Annotated in this window: 15 protein-coding genes, 1 pseudogene and 1 other annotated feature; of the genes and pseudogenes, 11 read left to right on the top strand and 5 right to left on the bottom strand. The window is 38.6% G+C overall.

Features of this window, described 5'->3' with window-relative positions; genetic code table 11:
• Nucleotides 1–11 precede the first annotated feature (11 nt).
• The 3 genes from ACQKTA_RS06090 to ACQKTA_RS06080 form a co-directional block, all read right to left on the bottom strand.
• Nucleotides 12–764, bottom strand: a complete 753-nt coding sequence (locus ACQKTA_RS06090; protein ID WP_427813131.1) for a 3-oxoacyl-ACP reductase — start codon at nucleotides 762–764, stop codon at nucleotides 12–14.
• Complete coding sequence (locus ACQKTA_RS06085; protein WP_332581449.1) at nucleotides 761–982, bottom strand: DUF2829 domain-containing protein; 222 nt, start codon at nucleotides 980–982, stop codon at nucleotides 761–763. Before ACQKTA_RS06085 ends, ACQKTA_RS06090 begins: the two co-directional genes overlap by 4 nt.
• Before the next feature lie 119 nt (nucleotides 983–1,101).
• On the bottom strand, nucleotides 1,102–3,486 hold the full coding sequence (locus tag ACQKTA_RS06080) for a transglycosylase domain-containing protein (protein WP_427813130.1): 2,385 nt from the start codon (nucleotides 3,484–3,486) through the stop codon (nucleotides 1,102–1,104).
• Between the two features lie 329 nt (nucleotides 3,487–3,815).
• Between ACQKTA_RS06080 and tyrS the strand changes: the two are divergent.
• The 3 genes and pseudogenes from tyrS (at nucleotide 3,816) to ACQKTA_RS06065 (ending at nucleotide 6,969) form a co-directional block, all read left to right on the top strand.
• Nucleotides 3,816–5,077: pseudogene (gene tyrS / locus ACQKTA_RS06075) on the top strand (tyrosine--tRNA ligase).
• A 76-nt stretch (nucleotides 5,078–5,153) separates the two neighbouring features.
• Entirely contained in the window at nucleotides 5,154–6,059 is a 906-nt protein-coding gene (locus ACQKTA_RS06070; RefSeq protein ID WP_427813129.1) for an AEC family transporter, read from the top strand.
• A gap of 19 nt (nucleotides 6,060–6,078) precedes the next feature.
• Entirely contained in the window at nucleotides 6,079–6,969 is an 891-nt protein-coding gene (locus ACQKTA_RS06065; RefSeq protein WP_427813128.1) for a deoxyribonuclease IV, read from the top strand.
• 41 nt (nucleotides 6,970–7,010) lie between these two features.
• On the opposite strand, the gene ACQKTA_RS06060 is transcribed toward ACQKTA_RS06065, so the two are convergent.
• Together ACQKTA_RS06060 and proB are read right to left on the bottom strand one after the other, a co-directional pair.
• Nucleotides 7,011–8,258: a glutamate-5-semialdehyde dehydrogenase gene (locus tag ACQKTA_RS06060; RefSeq protein WP_427813127.1), complete on the bottom strand. Its 1,248-nt coding sequence runs from the start codon at nucleotides 8,256–8,258 to the stop codon at nucleotides 7,011–7,013.
• Nucleotides 8,251–9,060: a glutamate 5-kinase gene (gene proB, locus ACQKTA_RS06055; protein ID WP_427813126.1), complete on the bottom strand. Its 810-nt coding sequence runs from the start codon at nucleotides 9,058–9,060 to the stop codon at nucleotides 8,251–8,253. The genes ACQKTA_RS06060 and proB overlap by 8 nt, the downstream gene beginning before the upstream one ends.
• Nucleotides 9,061–9,338: 278 nt before the next feature.
• On the opposite strand from proB, the gene ACQKTA_RS06050 reads away from it, so the two are divergent.
• The 8 genes from ACQKTA_RS06050 (at nucleotide 9,339) to ACQKTA_RS06015 (ending at nucleotide 17,441) form a co-directional block, all read left to right on the top strand.
• Nucleotides 9,339–9,557 carry a YneF family protein gene (locus ACQKTA_RS06050; protein ID WP_071857550.1) on the top strand — a complete coding sequence of 73 codons (219 nt, stop codon included), beginning with the start codon at nucleotides 9,339–9,341 and terminating at the stop codon, nucleotides 9,555–9,557.
• A gap of 199 nt (nucleotides 9,558–9,756) precedes the next feature.
• Nucleotides 9,757–10,671: a thioredoxin-disulfide reductase gene (trxB, locus tag ACQKTA_RS06045; RefSeq protein ID WP_407855472.1), complete on the top strand. Its 915-nt coding sequence runs from the start codon at nucleotides 9,757–9,759 to the stop codon at nucleotides 10,669–10,671.
• 211 nt (nucleotides 10,672–10,882) lie between these two features.
• Nucleotides 10,883–12,607, top strand: coding sequence for a phospho-sugar mutase (locus ACQKTA_RS06040; RefSeq protein ID WP_427813125.1), 1,725 nt, complete (start codon nucleotides 10,883–10,885; stop codon nucleotides 12,605–12,607).
• 13 nt (nucleotides 12,608–12,620) lie between these two features.
• Nucleotides 12,621–12,908 (top strand): ArsR/SmtB family transcription factor, encoded by a 288-nt coding sequence (locus tag ACQKTA_RS06035; protein ID WP_071857553.1) that lies wholly within the window; start codon nucleotides 12,621–12,623, stop codon nucleotides 12,906–12,908.
• 125 nt (nucleotides 12,909–13,033) lie between these two features.
• On the top strand, nucleotides 13,034–14,323 hold the full coding sequence (locus ACQKTA_RS06030) for a homoserine dehydrogenase (protein ID WP_427813124.1): 1,290 nt from the start codon (nucleotides 13,034–13,036) through the stop codon (nucleotides 14,321–14,323).
• A 2-nt stretch (nucleotides 14,324–14,325) separates the two neighbouring features.
• Nucleotides 14,326–15,384, top strand: a complete 1,059-nt coding sequence (thrC, locus tag ACQKTA_RS06025) for a threonine synthase (protein WP_427813123.1) — start codon at nucleotides 14,326–14,328, stop codon at nucleotides 15,382–15,384.
• The gene (gene thrB, locus ACQKTA_RS06020) at nucleotides 15,381–16,244 is read left to right on the top strand and encodes a homoserine kinase (RefSeq protein ID WP_427813122.1); all 864 of its coding nucleotides are present in this window, start codon (nucleotides 15,381–15,383) and stop codon (nucleotides 16,242–16,244) included. The genes thrC and thrB overlap by 4 nt, the downstream gene beginning before the upstream one ends.
• Nucleotides 16,242–16,461 (top strand) — a binding site (T-box leader). Its footprint overlaps the gene before it by 3 nt.
• Nucleotides 16,462–16,514: 53 nt before the next feature.
• Nucleotides 16,515–17,441 carry a homoserine O-succinyltransferase gene (locus ACQKTA_RS06015; RefSeq protein WP_427813121.1) on the top strand — a complete coding sequence of 309 codons (927 nt, stop codon included), beginning with the start codon at nucleotides 16,515–16,517 and terminating at the stop codon, nucleotides 17,439–17,441.
• Nucleotides 17,442–17,446 lie beyond the last annotated feature (5 nt).

Genomic DNA, 17,446 nt, shown 5'->3' with positions numbered 1-17,446 from the left:
GAGCAATGGTTTTATTTCAAAAGCCAACCGCCATCGATCGGTAAAACAATTCCTTGCATGTACCGGGTTTCATCACTTGCTAAAAATAAAGTGGCTTGAGCGACTTCATTTGGTGTAGCCCAGCGTTTGACAGGAGTCTCATTTGCGACCCATTTTGCCATTGCTCCATCACCAGCAAAATTAGCTTGGTTCATTGGTGTATTGATGGCTCCGGGAGCCAGGGCATTAACATGCAATCCTTGCTCAGCATAATCCAGCGCTAGTTGTTTTGTAAAACCAATAATAGCATGCTTACTAGTTGTATAAGCAATCCCACCGCCGCCTGCAACGAGACCGGCAATCGAAGCCATATTGATCACGGTTCCTTTATTGGCTAACAGTTCGGGTAATAATAACTTTGTGAGTAAAAACATCCCTTTAAGATTGGTGTTCAAAACTCGTTCCCATAAGGCTTCATCTGTTTCAGCCAAGGTGAGATAATCGTCTAAAATACCTGCTGTATTCAATAGGATATCAATCGTGCCGAAGGTTTGATGGCAGTGATCAATGGCTACTTTTAAGTGGGTTTCATTTTTGATATCACCTGTAAAACAGGCAAAGTGTCCTGGAAATTCCGTTGAAAAAGCTGAAGAATCGATCGACTGGATATCAAAGGCAAAAACAAAGGCATTAGCTGTTAGAAATTTTTTTGCTTGAGCTGCGCCAATACCTGAAGCAGCTCCAGTGATGAAAACTATTTTATTGGTAAAGTCTGCCGTGATCATTCAACAATTTTCCAGTCATTTGCTAAAATATCACACACAGTTGGGGCGAAACTTGAAAAACCTTCATCTGCTGTTTTGATCAAAAAATAAGGAGTCACTGGTGAACCATCAAAAACTTCGTCCTCAACCAATGTTACATACAATTCAAAACCGCTCCAACCTGCACGAATAATTTTGGCACCTTGCTTTAGTTTAGGTAATATTTCTTCAAATGACATTTAATTTTCCTCCTCATAGTTTAACGATCTAATTATCTTTCGCAAGGATAGCAAAAAAAAGAATGGATCACAAGAAGATAAAAAAAGACCTCTCAATATTGAGAGATCTTTTGTAATGATTAATCATCGTCGTCTTGATCTTCATTGTCAGTTGTTTTGACTTTAGAACTACTTTTATTTCTAGTATTCCAATAAGTTTTGTAATCAGCATCTGTACCACCAATCCCAAATTCGTAGGTATTATCTGCTGGACCGTCTTTTGCCCATAGAGAAGTTGTCTCACCACTTGGTACTTGATACGTTGTACCATTATGAGTAACTTTTCCAGCTTTCAATCCAGTAAAGTCAGCTACTTTGACTTGTTTCACATCATTGGATAATTCGAATTTCTCGCTTGTTCCAAAAATACTTGGATTGACTTGATAAATTCTTCCGGCAAGGTAAGCCATGTAATTTGCTGTACGTGTTCCAGCGCCATCAGCCATTGGTTGGTTATCATCGCGACCAGTCCAAGAACCTAAGGTAATCGTTGGTGTAGAAACGATCAACCAGTTATCGGCATAGTTATCCGTCGTCCCAGTTTTACCGACCCAATCAGCGGTGCTCAATTGATAATTAACACCACTTAAAATAGATTTGAACGGCGTTGTTTTTTGTTCTGTGATTACGCTGCGCATCATATCATTCATGATTGATGCAGTAGCTTTTGAATAAACTTGGACAGGATTATCTTTATGTTTATAGATTTCTTTACCCGTGCTGTCAGTGATTGAATCGATCAAATAACCTTGTTCATAAGTTCCACCATTTGCTAGAGTTTGGAAGCCGTTGACTTCGGTCATTGTTGAAACATTTGTCGTTCCTAATGGTGCAGATTCAACGCCCCAAGTATCAGATGAAGGGTAGTTCATTTTCTTCAAATAATTTTCATAAGCATATTGATCAGAACCTTTTTTAGAAAGCATATCTTGATAAACATGGTACGCCGTGATATTTGTTGATTCGGTTAACGCTTCACGTGCTGTTTGGAAAGTTTTAGAACCTTTATTTTCAGCATTTTCTAAAGCTTTACCAGCATGTTCACCGTGCTGATACTTCATCGGAAAATCGGCGATGCGGGATTCGCTACCTAATAACCCTTGATCAATCGCAGGTCCATAAACTAAAACAGGTTTGATTGAAGAACCAGCTTGACGAGACGTATCAAAGGCGTGGTTATTTTGGTTGGTCGTATAATCACGACTACCAACGAAACCATAAATTCGTCCGGTGCTGTTATCCATTAAGACGGAACCTGTCTCGACTGTTTCGCCAGAACCATCATCTAGATATTGACCATACTCAGCAACTCCAAGTTGCATAGCATCGTAAATATTTTTGTCGATCGTTGATTTCACAGTCAACCCTTGATTTTGCATTTTTACTTTTGCTTGTTCGACGTAGCGTGTACTTACACCATCTTTTTTATACTCAGCATCGCTGATACCATCATCTTTAGCTTGTTGTTTCGCGATGATATTGATTGCTTCATTATAAACGGTATAGTAAAGGAAGCCGTGTTTTTGAACTTCAACATCTTGACGTCCTTGGAAATCTTTTGCTAAATCATATTTCTTAGCGTCTTCATATTCTTTTTTTGTGATTACTTGTTCGCGATACATATTGAAAAGCACATCATCTTTACGAGCCATCCCATATGAGTAATCTTGTTTCAAATCTCCAGTATTTGTATAAGGACTGTAGACGATCGGACTTTGTGGCAATCCTGCGATGAAAGCTGATTGTGCTAAATTCAAATCTTTAGCATGAACACCAAAGATTCCGACAGCGGCTTCTTCAACACCGGCAATATTTTGACCTTTATTGTTTCGGCCAAAAGGAGAGATGTTCAAATACGCAGTTAAGATTTCATCTTTGCTGAGATATTTTTCTAAATCTAAGGCGAGGACGATTTCATTGGCTTTTCGTTTAAACGATGTTTCATTGGTCAATACTTGTTGTTTGATCAGCTGTTGCGTCAGTGTTGAACCACCAGAACCTGCGCCAAAACCAACGATTTCAGCTAACAAGGCACGCACAACTGCTTTTGGTACGACACCGTGATGTTTATAAAAATTTTCATCCTCTGTTGCAACTAATGCTTTTTTGACCCAAGGTGAAATCTCATTCGAATCTACTTTTTCTCTGATTGGGTCAGATTGGATCGTTGCTAATTCCTGACTGTCAGCATAAAGCAATTTAGAGGATTCTGTTACATCACCAACTTTTTGCTGAATCTCGGTCTTAGTTAAAACACTTGTTCCTTCTACTAAATGAGCAAAGTAACCTGCACCAATACCTAAGGCCAACATACCGCCCAAGAAAAGCACGACGATAAAACCGATCAACATTGTCTGAATCACTCGTAAGGAAACGTTTAAAGCGAAAGGACCACCGAGACCTGCTCTTGATTTGTTCTTGTTACGCTTTTTTCCTTGTTTCTTTATTTTCTTTTTGTGAGCCAAAAAGTCCACCTCATTAAATTCTATTCATTTTAATTATCTGTTGAATTATAGCAAATATTTACTTCTATTAACAAGGTCGTGACGTCTTTGTAATCAAAACTTCAAATAAATGTTAACTAAAATAAAAAGAAGTGCGTAAAAGAGCGTAAATATTTTTAGAACAATCATAAATTCTTCTAGGAGAACTTATAATATTTCCAGCGAATAGCTTTTATTTCATCGTTTTTTCGGTTAATATGAGAAAGTATGAATCATCGCAGAAAACTTATGCGTAATGAGCATAGACTAGTTTTAAAAGCTAGACTTACAATTATTTAGGAGGATAAAAAATGAGTTCAGACTTTTTCCAAGAACTAAAAGACCGTGGTTTGATTTTTCAAGTAACAGACGAAGCAGCCCTAGAAAAACAATTAAATGAAGAGTCTGTAAAACTATATATTGGCTTTGACCCAACAGCGGACAGCTTGCATATTGGTCATTTATTACCAATTTTGACTTTACGTCGTTTCCAACAAAACGGACATGTGCCGATTGCTTTAGTTGGTGGCGGTACTGGAATGATCGGTGATCCATCATTCAAAGATGCCGAGCGTCAATTAAATACATTGGACACGGTTCAAAGCTGGTCACAAAGCATCAAGAACCAACTTTCAGGTATTATTGATTTTGAGAACAAGAAAATCCAGCTATCGTTGCAAACAACTATGAATGGCTGGGCGAATTGAAAATGATCGATTTCTTACGTGATGTCGGTAAAAACTTTACGATCAACTATATGATGAGTAAAGAAAGTGTCAAACGTCGAATCGAATCAGGTATTTCTTACACGGAATTTGCTTACCAATTATTACAAGCATATGATTTTTATGAATTGAATCGTCGCTATGGCTGTCTTTTACAATTAGGCGGAAGCGATCAATGGGGAAATATTACTTCAGGAATCGAATTGATCCGTCGCGAAGAAGGCAAACAAGCCTTTGGATTGACGATGCCGTTGATCACAAAAGCGGATGGTACTAAATTTGGTAAGACCGAAGGAAATGCTGTCTGGTTAGATCCTGAAAAAACATCTCCTTATGAATTTTATCAATTCTGGATCAATACTGATGACCGTGATGCTATCAAATTCTTGAAATACTTTACTTTCTTGAGTTTAGAAGAAATCCAAGCTATTGAAGCAGAATTTGCAGCAGCTCCTGAACAACGCGCAGCTCAAAAAGCGTTGGCTAAAGAAGTTACAACGCTTGTACATGGTGCTGAAGCTTATGATCAAGCGGTAAATATTTCTGCGGCATTATTCAGTGGAGAAGTAAAAAAATTGAATGCTGAAGAAATCAAACAAGGCTTCAAAAATGTGCCGAACTATCAAGTTGGTGCTGAAGATGATTTGAATCTTGTTGAAATCTTACTAACAGCTGGAATTGAAAAATCAAAACGTCAAGCACGAGAAGATATCACGAATGGAGCGATCTATATCAATGGTGATCGAATCCAAGATGTTGCGTATACATTAAGTGATCAAGATAAACTAGCTGATGAATATATCGTTGTTCGTCGCGGTAAGAAAAAATATTTTGTTTTACAATTCTAGTAAGAAAGGCTAAATCGAATGATTTAGCCTTTTCTATGTTATGAGAAGAAAGCGATTTAAAGATGGGAGGAGAAGTATGGGAGCAGTTTTATTAAATTCGTTAGGGTTATTTGTTATTATACTGATAGGTTATCTCACGAAACGGATGAACGTTTTGTCTAAAGCAGACGGCTCAATGATCTCCAAAATCGTAGTGAATGTGACTTTACCAGCTGCGATCATCGTAAATTTACAAGCCTTGATTGTTAAGAATCAACTGCTTTTATTGATTGTCGCGGGAATAGGATTGAATTTATTTATGATCCTCTTAGGTTCTTTTTTATCCAAAAAGCAAGATCAAGTGGAACGAGAATTTGTGATGTATAGCGTGTCAGGCTATAATATCGGAAATTTTGGGATACCTTTTGTTCAAAGTTTCATGCCGCTAGCCATTCCCATCTTATCGTTTTTAGATATTGGAAATAGTATTATGTTGGCGGGTGGATCGAATGTCGTCGCTGAAGGAATCAGTGGCAACCAAGCGGGCAAGCCTAGCCCTAAAAAAGTGTTTGATCGCTTGATCCGATCAGTGCCGTTTCTTTGCTATTTGATCATGTTGAGTTTGCGAATGTTTGATGTTGAATTGCCTGCGGCTGTTTTTTTACTTACGCAGCCGATTGCTAATGCCAATACCTTTTTATCCATGTTTATGATTGGTTTATTTTTAGAACTGCGTTTACCAAGAAAAGACTTGTCATTAGTGCTAAGAATTTTAGGCATCAAATATGGTGCTGGGATTATCATGGCTATTTTATTTATGGTGTTGCCACTTCCAGCAATGATCAAAGTTGTTTTATGTTTGGTTTCAGTTGGCCCGATTCCAACTTTTGGAGTGATCAATAGCGTTGCTGCTGGCATGCGGGAGGAAGTTGTAGGTTTTACTTCTTCGTTGAGCTTTTTGATCAGTTTGCCGTTGATGACAGTCTTATTATTATTTTTATAAAATTTATTAGGAGGTCTATATGTTAATTGGTTCTCATGTAAGTATGAAAGGAAAAGAAATGTTGTTAGGAGCTGCGCAAGAAGCAGCGAGTTATCATGCATCAACATTTATGATTTATAGCGGTGCCCCACAAAATACGCGACGTAAAAAGGTCGAAGAAATGAATATCCCGGCGGGTGAACAATTCATGGCTGAACAGGGACTTTCAAATATTGTGATGCATGCACCTTATATCATTAATCTAGGAAATACAAAGAAACCAGAAATGTTTCCTTTCGCAGTTCAATTTTTACGAGATGAGATCATGCGTGCTGAAGCATTAGGTGCGATGCAGATCACGTTGCATCCAGGTGCGCATGTCGGAGCTGGAGAAAAAGCTGGGTTGGATCAAATCATCAAAGGTTTGAATGAAGTTTTGACTACAGATCAACGGGCGCAGATTGCTTTAGAAACAATGGCCGGTAAAGGAACTGAGCTAGGGAAAACCTTTGATGAATTAGCCTACATCATTGATGGCGTAACTTTGAATGACAAACTTTCAGTAACTTTTGACACTTGCCATACTAACGATGCCGGCTATAATGTAAAAGATGATTTTGATGGTGTCTTAGCTGAGTTTGATCGAGTGATTGGTTTAGAACGTTTAAAAGTCGTTCATTTGAATGATTCAAAAAATCCAATGGGTTCACACAAAGATCGGCATGCCAATATCGGTTTTGGCACAATCGGCTTTGAAGCATTGAGCGCGATTGCTCATCACGAAAAATTAATCGAACTGCCTAAAATTCTAGAAACGCCTTATGTTGGTGAAGATAAGAAAAATCAAAAACCTCCATATGGTTTTGAAATTGCGATGCTGAAAGAAAAAAGATTTGATCCAGAATTGCTATCAAAAATTGAAGCACAATAAAAAAACAGCACAACTTCCGAAAGGATGTGTGCTGTTTTTTATTATTCACGGATTTGACCAGCTCCATAAATAATGTATTTACTGGAAGTCAGCTGTTCCAAGCCCATTGGTCCGCGCGCATGTAATTTTTGAGTCGAAATCCCGATTTCTGCCCCAAAACCAAATTTAAAGCCATCGGTAAAACGGGTAGAGGCATTGATGTAAACTGCTGCTGCATCAACTTCATTCAAAAATTTTTGTCCATTGGAATAGCTATCTGTAATGATCGATTCAGAATGTTTAGAGTTATACTGATTGATATGTTGGATCGCTTCATCGATCGAATTGACGACTTTGACCGCTAAGATATAATCTAAAAATTCAGTCGACCAGTCTGCTTCAACCGCTGAGCTGCCATTAGTCAGAATAGCCAATGCTTTTGGATCACCGCGGAGTTCTACTTTAGAAACGAGTGCCTGTTCTAAATGGGGCAAAAAAGTTGGGGCGACCGCTTCATGAACTAAGACTGTTTCGATGGCATTACAAACGGAGGGACGTTGTGTTTTAGCGTTGACGACAATATTGATGGCCATAGTTATATCAGCTTCAGCATCAACATAGATATGATTATTGCCAGTGCCAGTCTCGATGACAGGAACTGTCGCGGTATTTTTTACGCGTTGAATCAGACCCGCACCGCCGCGAGGAATCAAAACATCTAAATAATCGGATGCCCGCATCATTTCGTTAGCAACTTCATGAGTAGTGTCGTTAACGAATTGAATCATCGCTGGATCGAGCTTGAATTTACTCAAAGTTTCTTGCATCACATGCACCAATGCTTGATTTGAATGAAACGCTTCTTTACCACCGCGTAAAATGACCGCATTCCCAGCTTTAAAACAGAGACTAGCAGCATCGGTTGTGACATTTGGCCGTGATTCAAAAATAATTCCGATCACTCCCAATGGTACCCTTTGTTGACCAATCATTAATTGGTCGTCCGTTCGCCACATTTTTTCAACCACACCGATTGGATCAGGCAGGGCTGCTACTTGTCGAACGCCTTCAGCCATTTCAGCGATTCGCTCAGCAGATAAGCGCAGTCGATCAATCATCGTATCGGCAATCCCATAATTTTTTGCTTCTTTGATATCAATTTGGTTTGCAGATAAAATCGAAGCAGTTTGCTGCTCTAATTCTACTGCTAAAGCTAATAGATACTGATTTTTTCGCTTTGTTTCTAATTGGGAAAGTTGTTGAGCCGCACGCTTCGCTTTTTTACCTAATATTTGCATTAAATTATCCATGATGATCCTCCTTAAACAAGGTTCCAACTTCAGCGCCAGCTAAAATATCAAATATGATTTTTGGAGGTTTGCTACTAGCTAGCACCATCACACTTTTTGCATCTAAAATTCTTTGGGCGGCTTTTAGTTTACTAGCCATTCCACCTGTCCCAAAGCGACTGCCCTTGCCGCCAGCTTGCGTCATCAGTGTTTGATCGATCGCAGTAATTGTAGAGTAAAGCACCGCATTTTTATTTTTTTGGGGATTTTCAGAATAAAAGCCGTCGATATCAGTTAACATGATCAAAAGATCGGCCTCTAAAAGCTGTGTTACGATGGCGGATAACTCATCATTATCACCAAATTTGGTCGTGTGATCCATCTCATCCACAGCGACAGTATCGTTTTCATTAACAATAGGGAGCACCCCCATTGTTAAGAGTTGTTCCAATGTGTTGATTACATTTTTGCGACTCTCTGGAAATTCTACGATGTCACGAGTCAATAAAATTTGAGCAGTTTGTTGATTATATATTGAAAAACGCTGATTATAGATATTCATTAATTCAGATTGTCCAACGGCAGCCACAGCTTGCTGTGCTGGGATTTGGTTAGGACGCTCAGTGATTCTTAGTTTGTCCATTCCAACACCGATTGCGCCAGAAGAGACTAAAATAATTTCTTTGCCTTGATTGGATAAGTCTGTCAATACAAAGGCGAGTTGATCGATACCAGAAAAATTTATTTTGCCATTTGGGTGAATCAAGGAACTAGTCCCGATTTTCACCACGATCCGATTAGCGGATCTCAAAAAATCTCTCATTTCTTACACCTCTCCACTTAGCCACCAGTGAGGAAGATATTGGTTAGTATTTTAGCATATTCTAATCCTTATTTCATCAATTATTTAAAATAAATTGAAGTAATTTTATTATTATGTTTATTTATTGAATGAATGTAGAAAGATATAAGGAATAATTGAATGGAAAATAAGCAAAAGTTAAAACATTAAACTAGTCTTGAAGTTTCTCAAAAGCACTTTTCTTTTATGTTATCTTTTAGTAAAATGAATGAGAATGTGTCAGGAAAGGAGCGGTGAAAATGGTATCAACTGGAATCGTAGTATTAATCGCAGTTATCGCTGTATTATTAGGTGCTGTTGGTGGTTTCTTCTTAGCACGTAAATATATGCAAGACTATTTCAAAAAGAATCCTCCAATCAACGAGGATATGTTACGTCAAATGATGATGTCTATGGGTCAAAAACCTTCTGAGAAAAAAGTTCGTCAAATGATGCAACAAATGAAAAACCAGAAATAATTCTCAAGAGGACAATTATCGTCTAGATGATTGCCCTTCTTTTTTATCGCAGAGAGTAAGATAAAAAAACTATTTTTCATTAAAACAAATTGTTTTTCTATTAAATAAGCAGAAAAACAATAACTGACAATTAGTAAGCAGATTTGTCGACAGAACAAATTCTTGGTTGTAAAGTAAAGCGGAACGGAGGAATGACTAAATGTATGATGTAATAATTATCGGCGCAGGTCCTGCAGGAATGACCGCGGCCTTATATGCTTCACGCTCGAATTTAAAAGTCCTTTTAATTGAACGAGGTGCTCCTGGTGGTCAAATGAATAATACCGCAGAAGTAGAAAATTATCCGGGATTCGAATCAATCATGGGTCCAGAACTAGCGATGAAAATGTATGATGGAGTAACCAAATTTGGTACTGAAAATGCATATGGTATCGTTCAAGATATAAAAGATCACGGAGATTATAAAGAAGTGATCACAGAAGATAAAAGCTACCAAGCAAAAACGATCATCATTGCAACCGGTTGTGTGCACCGCAAGCTAGGTGTTCCAGGGGAAGAATCATTTGCGGGTCGCGGTGTTTCCTACTGTGCAGTCTGTGATGGCGCCTTTTTCCGCAACAAGCGATTGATTGTTGTTGGCGGAGGCGATTCAGCAGTTGAAGAAGCGATTTATTTAACACGCTTTGCTTCTGAAGTCGTGATCGTTCACCGTCGTGACGAATTACGGGCTCAAAAAATCATTCAAGATCGTGCTTTTGCCAATGAAAAAATTTCATTTATTTGGGACAGCGTAGTTGAAGAGATCGTTGGTAATGAAATGGTCGTGACTGGTGCTCAAATCCGTAATGTAAAAACAGATGAAGTGCATACTGAACCTGCTGACGGTGCGTTTATCTATGTTGGCCTAGAACCATTGACAGAGCCTTTCAAAAACAGCGGCATCACAAACGAAGCTGGCTGGATTGAAACAGACAACGAAATGAAAACTAAAATTCCAGGTGTTTTTGCGATCGGTGACGCGCGTGAAAAAGATTTACGTCAAATCACAACCGCAGTTGGTGAAGGCGGAATCGCTGGACAACAAGTATATAAATACATCGAAGAACAAAATTAATTTTTAGAAGCTAAACCAAAAGCAAAACAGACTTTTGGCTTAGCTTCTATATTTTTTGATCAATCACTTTTTAATTATTGAAAAAACAAAGCAGTTGAGTAAAATAGCGGCAGAATAATTTAAAATATCTAATTTGTAGATGTTTTCTTTGCTGAATATAACAGTAATGGTATAATTTACAGGTAAGAATATTTTGAAAGAGGTGTGTTTCATGTCTTGGGAACAAGTTTATGAACAATGGATTGACTCAGATAAATTAGATGAAAAAATGCGTAAAGAATTACAAGATTTAGACAGCGACCCAGAATTAAAGAAAGATGCGTTTTATAAACAACTTGAATTTGGAACGGCAGGGATGCGTGGAATATTAGGTCCTGGTGTCAACCGAATGAATATTTTCACTATTCGTCAAGCGACAGAAGGATTGGCTCGTTTCATGGATACACAAGATCCTGAGACAAAACGTCGCGGTGTAGCGATTGCGTATGACTCACGTCATATGTCACCAGAATTTGCAATGGAAGCAGCAAAAACATTAGCAAAACATGATATTCCGTCATTCGTATTCGAAAGTCTACGACCTACTCCTGAACTATCTTTTGCGGTTCGTTATGAAAATGCCTTCACAGGTATTATGATCACGGCTTCGCATAATCCGGCTGAATACAATGGCTATAAAGTTTATGGTGAAGACGGCGGGCAAATGCCCCCAGAAGATGCAGATGCATTGACTAAATTCGTTCGTGAGGTAGAAAACCCTCTAGAAGTAGAAGTACTATCAGACGAAGAAGTGAAACACAGCGGTTTGATCAATATTATTGGTGAAGAAGTCGATCAAGAATATTTGAAAGAAATCAAATCAGTAACGATCAATCAAGCGCTGATCGATGGAATGGGTAAAGAACTTAAATTAGTTTATACACCATTGCATGGAACCGGGAAAATGTTAGGTGAAAAAGCATTAAAACAAGCAGGATTTGAAAAATTCGTCTTAGTCCCAGAACAAGCAATTGCTGATCCTGATTTTTCAACTGTGAAGTCACCGAATCCAGAAGAACATTCTGCCTTTGAATATGCCATCAAGTTAGGTGAAAAAGAAGATGCGGATCTATTGATCGCGACTGACCCTGATGCTGACCGTTTAGGCGCAGCCGTTCGCTTACCTGATGGACGTTATGAAGTCTTGACTGGAAACCAAATTGGAGCCATCATGATTCGCTATATTTTAGAAGCACATAAGCAAGCGGGAACATTACCAGAAAATGCTGTGGTACTAAAATCAATCGTTTCTAGTGAGTTAGCAACGACGATTGCTGATGCTTATAAAGTAAAAATGGTCAATGTGTTGACTGGGTTTAAATTTATTGCTGAAAAAATCCAACAATACGAAGATGATCATTCACAAACTTTCATGTTTGGCTTTGAAGAAAGCTATGGCTATTTGATTAAATCTTTTGTTCGTGATAAAGATGCGATCCAAGCATTAGTTCTCTTAGCAGAAGTAGCTGCTTATTATAAGAAACAAGGAAAAACACTTTATGATGGCTTACAAGAAATTTTTGAAGAATACGGCTATTACGCTGAAAAAACAATTTCAGTGACATTAAGTGGTGAAAAAGGTGCCGAAGAAATCAAAACGATCATGGGGAATTTACGCAAAGATGCACCAACATCTTTTGCTGATGTAGCTGTCGTCATGACAGAAGATTTCCAAGCATCCAAAACGATCGATGCCAAAGGAAATGAATCAGCGATCGATATGCCAGCTTCAGATGTATTGAAATATACATTGGCTGACGAAACGTGGTTAGCGATTCGGCCTTCTGGAACCGAACCAAAAATCAAATTTTATATCGGAGTAAAAGGGGATTCACATGAAGCTGCAACTGAAAAAATTGCTGCTTATGAAGCCGCTATTCGCAAACTCACTGAGTAAATGAGGGCTATAAATGAAGGAACACGAGGAATTTCAAGCGGTCAGTCAATTTTTTAAAATTTTGGGTGATCCAACACGATTAAAAATTTTGATGTTTTTAAAAGAAGGGGAACGAAATGTTTCTTCTATCAGTGAAACATTAATGATGGAACAGTCTGCCGTTTCCCATCAGTTAAAACTATTACGCGACAATCGATTAGTGAAAGCCCGTCGAGATGGCAAAGCGATGCTTTACAGTCTTGATGACCAGCATGTTCTAGATGTATTAGAACAAACATTTCGTCACGTTTTACATCAATAAAAAAGAGCTTTTCCGATTTTTTCGGAAAAGCTCTTTTTTTTTAGTCTTTTTTTGTTATACTGATAGCTAAATATTAAAAATAAATGATAGATTTAATGATAATGCAATCTAATTGGAGGCGGATTATGGAAAAAGCGGTCAATGTAGGCTTACTAGGTTTAGGTGTCGTAGGGACTGGTGTTTTAGAAATTTTATCCGATCATCAAGAAAAAATCAGAAACAGCATCAGTGGTCCGCTAACCGTAACCAAAGCCTTGGTTCGCCCAGATGAAAACAAAAAAAAGTTAGCAAAAAAATATCAATTAGAATTAGTGACTGAATTAGAATCCATCTTGAATGATCCGGAAATCACGATAGTTGTGGAAGTCATGGGACGAATTGAACCGGCTAAAAGTTATATCAAACAAGCTCTTCTAGCTGGAAAACATGTTGTGACAGCGAATAAAGATTTGATTGCCCAGTATGGTAGTGAATTGGCTGCGTTAGCGCAAGAACAACATCGCAATCTTTATTATGAAGCTAGTGTAGCTGGCGGTATTCCCATTTTACGGACGATCGCAAATAGTTTAGCCGCTGATGAGATCACTGAAGTTTTAGGGATCGTTAATGGAACGACTAATTATATGTTAACTAAAATGGTGCAAGAACATCAGACTTATGAAGAAACTTTAGCAGAAGCCCAGCGTTTAGGTTTTGCTGAAAGCGACCCGACCAATGATGTAGATGGTATCGATGCTGCGTATAAAATGATCATACTAAGTAAATTTGCATTTGGAATGACTGTTCAAATGGATCAAGTAACGATCAAAGGGATTCGCGGTTTGGCAGCAGCCGATGTGGTGACAGCAGAACAATTAGGCTATACAGTAAAATTGATCGGCTCAACCATCAAAAGAACAGACGGCATTGCTGTAGAAGTAAGTCCCGTTTTAGTTCCTAGCACACATCCATTAGCATCGATCCATAATGAAATGAATGCTGTCTTTATTAAAAGCTCGGGTATTGGTGAATCGATGTATTATGGCCCTGGAGCAGGCGCTCGACCTACAGCAACAAGCATCGTAGCTGACTTAATGACGATCGTAAACAAAATCCAACTCGATACGATTGGCCATCGTTTTACTGAGTACACGCAACCAACTAAGTTGATTCCGGCAAATAAAATTATGAGCAAATATTTTTTATCGTTAGAAATGCCGGATGAACCAGGACAATTTTTAAAATTAGCTGAGATCCTGACACGATTAAAAGTCGGTTTTGAACAAGTAGTGCAAGAAAAAAGTCAAAGTAAAAATGCTCGAGTTGTTTTAGTGACCCATGAAACGTCGGAAACAAACATTGAAGCGATCAAAAAAGCAATTAATGAGGAAAAAGGTTTTACTTTGTTATCATCAATGAAAGTTATGGGGGAATAATTATGTATGAAGGATTATTAAAAAAATATCAAGACTATTTACCGATTACTGAAAATACGCCTCAACTAGCATTAGCTGAAGGAAATACTCCATTGATTCCATTGAAGAATCTATCAAAAGAATTAGGGATCGAACTGTATGGGAAATATGAAGGTCTCAACCCTACCGGCTCATTCAAAGATCGTGGCATGGTCATGGCAGTAGCCAAAGCAGTAGAAGAGGGTGCAAAAGCTATCATTTGTGCTTCAACGGGAAATACCAGTGCGGCGGCAGCAGCTTATGCGACACGCGCAGGGATCAAAGCATATGTAGTGATTCCTGATGGAAAAATTGCGTTAGGAAAATTAGCTCAAGCAATTGCTTATGGAGCAGATATCATTTCGATCCCTGGAAATTTTGATGAAGCTTTAGAAGCAGTTCGTGATATCGCAGAAACTGAGGCTGTTGCTTTAGTCAACTCAGTAAATCCTTATCGTTTAGAAGGGCAGAAAACTGCGGCTTTCGAGATATGTGAACAATTAGAAATGGCTCCAGATGTTTTGGCGATTCCAGTGGGGAATGCTGGAAATATTTCAGCATATTGGAAAGGTTTCAAAGAATGGCATACAAAAAAAGGAACTGATCTACCACGGATGCATGGTTTTGAAGCAGAAGGCGCTGCAGCCATCGTTCAGAAAAAAACTATTAAAAACCCGGAAACAGTGGCGACGGCAATCCGGATCGGTAATCCTGCTAGTTGGACACTCGCAGAGAATGCTCGTGACGAATCAAACGGGTATATTGATTCAGTTACAGATGACGAAATACTAAATGCCTATCGAAAAGTTGCCTCACAAGAAGGCGTTTTTGTTGAACCGGGTTCGGCAGCCTCTTTAGCAGGAGTCATCCAACATGTGAAAAACGGTCGGATCAAACCTGGAGAAACCGTCGTTACTGTTTTTACCGGAAATGGCTTAAAAGATCCCGATACTGCGATTAATCAAACAACAATCAAAATTAACAAAATGAGTGACCTTGAGGATATGCGTCGACATCTGCGTGAAGGAGTGGCGGCGCTATGAAAATCAGAGTCCCTGCAACGAGTGCTAATCTAGGTCCAGGTTTTGATTCTTGTGGGATTGCCTTGTCACAATATCTAACGATTGAAATCGGTCATGAAACAAACCAATGGCAGATCGAACATCAATTAGGGGCATCAATTCCTTCTGATCAAAATAATCTATTGATCAAAACTGCATTAGAGTTAGCTCCGCATTTAAAACCACATTATTTGACGATGACTTCAGATATTCCAATCGCTCGTGGATTGGGCAGTAGTTCTTCAGTTGTCGTTGCGGGGATTGAGTTAGCCAATCGTTTAGGAAATTTAGGTATGACGACCGAGCGAAAAGTTGCTTATGCGACAAAAATCGAAGGCCATCCAGACAATGTTGCACCAGCTATTTGCGGGGATTTTGTAGTTGCAAGTTATAACGAAGGCAGAGTCAATTTTGTAAAACATTATTTTCCTGAATGCGATGTGATTGCCTACATTCCTGATCATGAACTATTGACGGCTAACAGTCGTGCTGTTTTACCAACGGAAATGAGTTATCGTGATGCGGTCAAGGCTAGCTCAATCGGAAATGTCATGATCGCGGCAATTTTAAATGGCAATCTGCCATTAGCTGGAAAAATGATGGAACGCGATATTTTGCATGAAAAATATCGCTTGCGTTTGGTTCCTCATTTAGCTGATATCCGTAAAATCTGTAAAGTCTATGGGGGTTATGGCAGCTTTTTAAGCGGTGCAGGTCCAACCGTGTTAGTTTTATCAGCACCCGAAAAAACTAAAAAACTTGTACGTGCTTTGAAAGGCGTCGATGGAAAAGCAACGATCGAAGTCCTTTCAATTGAAAAAGAGGGCGTTCAAATATTTTAAAATACGTAGAAAAGAAGAGTACAGTTGATTGGACTCGACAGAGAGCTTTGGTACGCTGAGAAAAAGCAGCAGCAGTCAATTGGAAGATGGTCTGGGAGTATTTGTCTAGCTAAAGACACGGGAAAGCCCGATATAGCTGTACGTAGCAATACGACAAGAGAATGTTCTTAAAAGTGCATTGAACCAAGGTGGTACCACGGAAAAATCCGTCCTTTCATATATTGAAAGGACGGATTTTTTTATTAATCGTTAGTAATGGAGGAATAGAACATGCCAATTCGTTTGGAAACAGATTTTCCAGCTAAAAAAATATTAGAAACAGAAGATATTTTTGCTATCAATAATTCACGTGCGGAGAAACAAGATATCCGTCCGCTTAAATTATTGGTTTTAAATTTGATGCCGCAAAAAATCAATACGGAGATCGATTTATTACGCTTGATTAGTCAAAGCCCATTACAGATCGAAGTTGATTTTTTAAAAATTCAATCGCATCAGCACAAACATACAGATAAAACACATCTAGCGAAATATTATCTGGAATTTGAGCAAATCAAAGCGACTTGTTACGATGGAATGATCATCACTGGTGCGCCAATCGAACAATTAGCTTTCGAAGAAGTGGATTATTGGCCAGAATTAGTAGAAATCATGGAGTGGAGCCAAGAAGCGGTTACTTCGGTGATCCATATTTGTTGGGGCGCTCAAGCAGGGTTGTATCATCATTTTGGAATTGAAAAAGTCCCTTTTAAACAAAAATTATTTGGAATCTTCCAACAAGAACTACAATCTGATCATCGGCTGTTCCGTGGATTTGATGATCGCTTTTGGATGCCGCAATCACGTTATACTGGTATCAATGAAGCTCAAGTCCAACAAAGCCCCATCAAAGTCGTGGCAAAAGATCAGTGGGAACAGTCGGCAATTTTAATATCAGAAGACGAACATGACATTTTTATGTTGGGACATTTTGAGTATGGAACAGATACTTTAGCTAAAGAATATCTTCGGGATCATGAACGAGGAATCCCTACGGATCCACCAGAAAATTATTATGAAGACGGGAAAATCAATAATTATTGGCGGGCACATGCGCATTTGTTTTATCATAATTGGTTGAATGATGTTTATCAATTAACGCCGTATAAATTAGCGGAGATTCGTCAAAGACAAAAAAAGAGAAAGCTGAGAGCATAATAGGC

It is taken from the genome of Enterococcus sp. 22-H-5-01, assembly GCF_050310005.1.
GTDB lineage: Bacteria > Bacillota > Bacilli > Lactobacillales > Enterococcaceae > Enterococcus_A > Enterococcus_A hailinensis.
Note: the sequence above shows the minus strand (reverse complement) of the source record. Positions and strands in the feature narration are given on the sequence as shown.

What these genes read in the sequence shown, in the direction of transcription:
- thrB (WP_427813122.1), top strand. Translation starts at nt 15,381, where the DNA reads ATGAAAATCAGAGTCCCTGCAACGAGTGCTAATCTAGGTCCAGGTTTT.
- ACQKTA_RS06070 (WP_427813129.1), top strand. Translation starts at nt 5,154, where the DNA reads ATGGGAGCAGTTTTATTAAATTCGTTAGGGTTATTTGTTATTATACTG.
- proB (WP_427813126.1), bottom strand. Translation starts at nt 9,060, where the DNA reads ATGAGAGATTTTTTGAGATCCGCTAATCGGATCGTGGTGAAAATCGGG.
- thrC (WP_427813123.1), top strand. Translation starts at nt 14,326, where the DNA reads ATGTATGAAGGATTATTAAAAAAATATCAAGACTATTTACCGATTACT.
- ACQKTA_RS06030 (WP_427813124.1), top strand. Translation starts at nt 13,034, where the DNA reads ATGGAAAAAGCGGTCAATGTAGGCTTACTAGGTTTAGGTGTCGTAGGG.
- ACQKTA_RS06050 (WP_071857550.1), top strand. Translation starts at nt 9,339, where the DNA reads ATGGTATCAACTGGAATCGTAGTATTAATCGCAGTTATCGCTGTATTA.
- trxB (WP_407855472.1), top strand. Translation starts at nt 9,757, where the DNA reads ATGTATGATGTAATAATTATCGGCGCAGGTCCTGCAGGAATGACCGCG.
- ACQKTA_RS06035 (WP_071857553.1), top strand. Translation starts at nt 12,621, where the DNA reads ATGAAGGAACACGAGGAATTTCAAGCGGTCAGTCAATTTTTTAAAATT.
- ACQKTA_RS06065 (WP_427813128.1), top strand. Translation starts at nt 6,079, where the DNA reads ATGTTAATTGGTTCTCATGTAAGTATGAAAGGAAAAGAAATGTTGTTA.
- ACQKTA_RS06015 (WP_427813121.1), top strand. Translation starts at nt 16,515, where the DNA reads ATGCCAATTCGTTTGGAAACAGATTTTCCAGCTAAAAAAATATTAGAA.
- ACQKTA_RS06090 (WP_427813131.1), bottom strand. Translation starts at nt 764, where the DNA reads ATGATCACGGCAGACTTTACCAATAAAATAGTTTTCATCACTGGAGCT.
- ACQKTA_RS06040 (WP_427813125.1), top strand. Translation starts at nt 10,883, where the DNA reads ATGTCTTGGGAACAAGTTTATGAACAATGGATTGACTCAGATAAATTA.
- ACQKTA_RS06060 (WP_427813127.1), bottom strand. Translation starts at nt 8,258, where the DNA reads ATGGATAATTTAATGCAAATATTAGGTAAAAAAGCGAAGCGTGCGGCT.
- ACQKTA_RS06085 (WP_332581449.1), bottom strand. Translation starts at nt 982, where the DNA reads ATGTCATTTGAAGAAATATTACCTAAACTAAAGCAAGGTGCCAAAATT.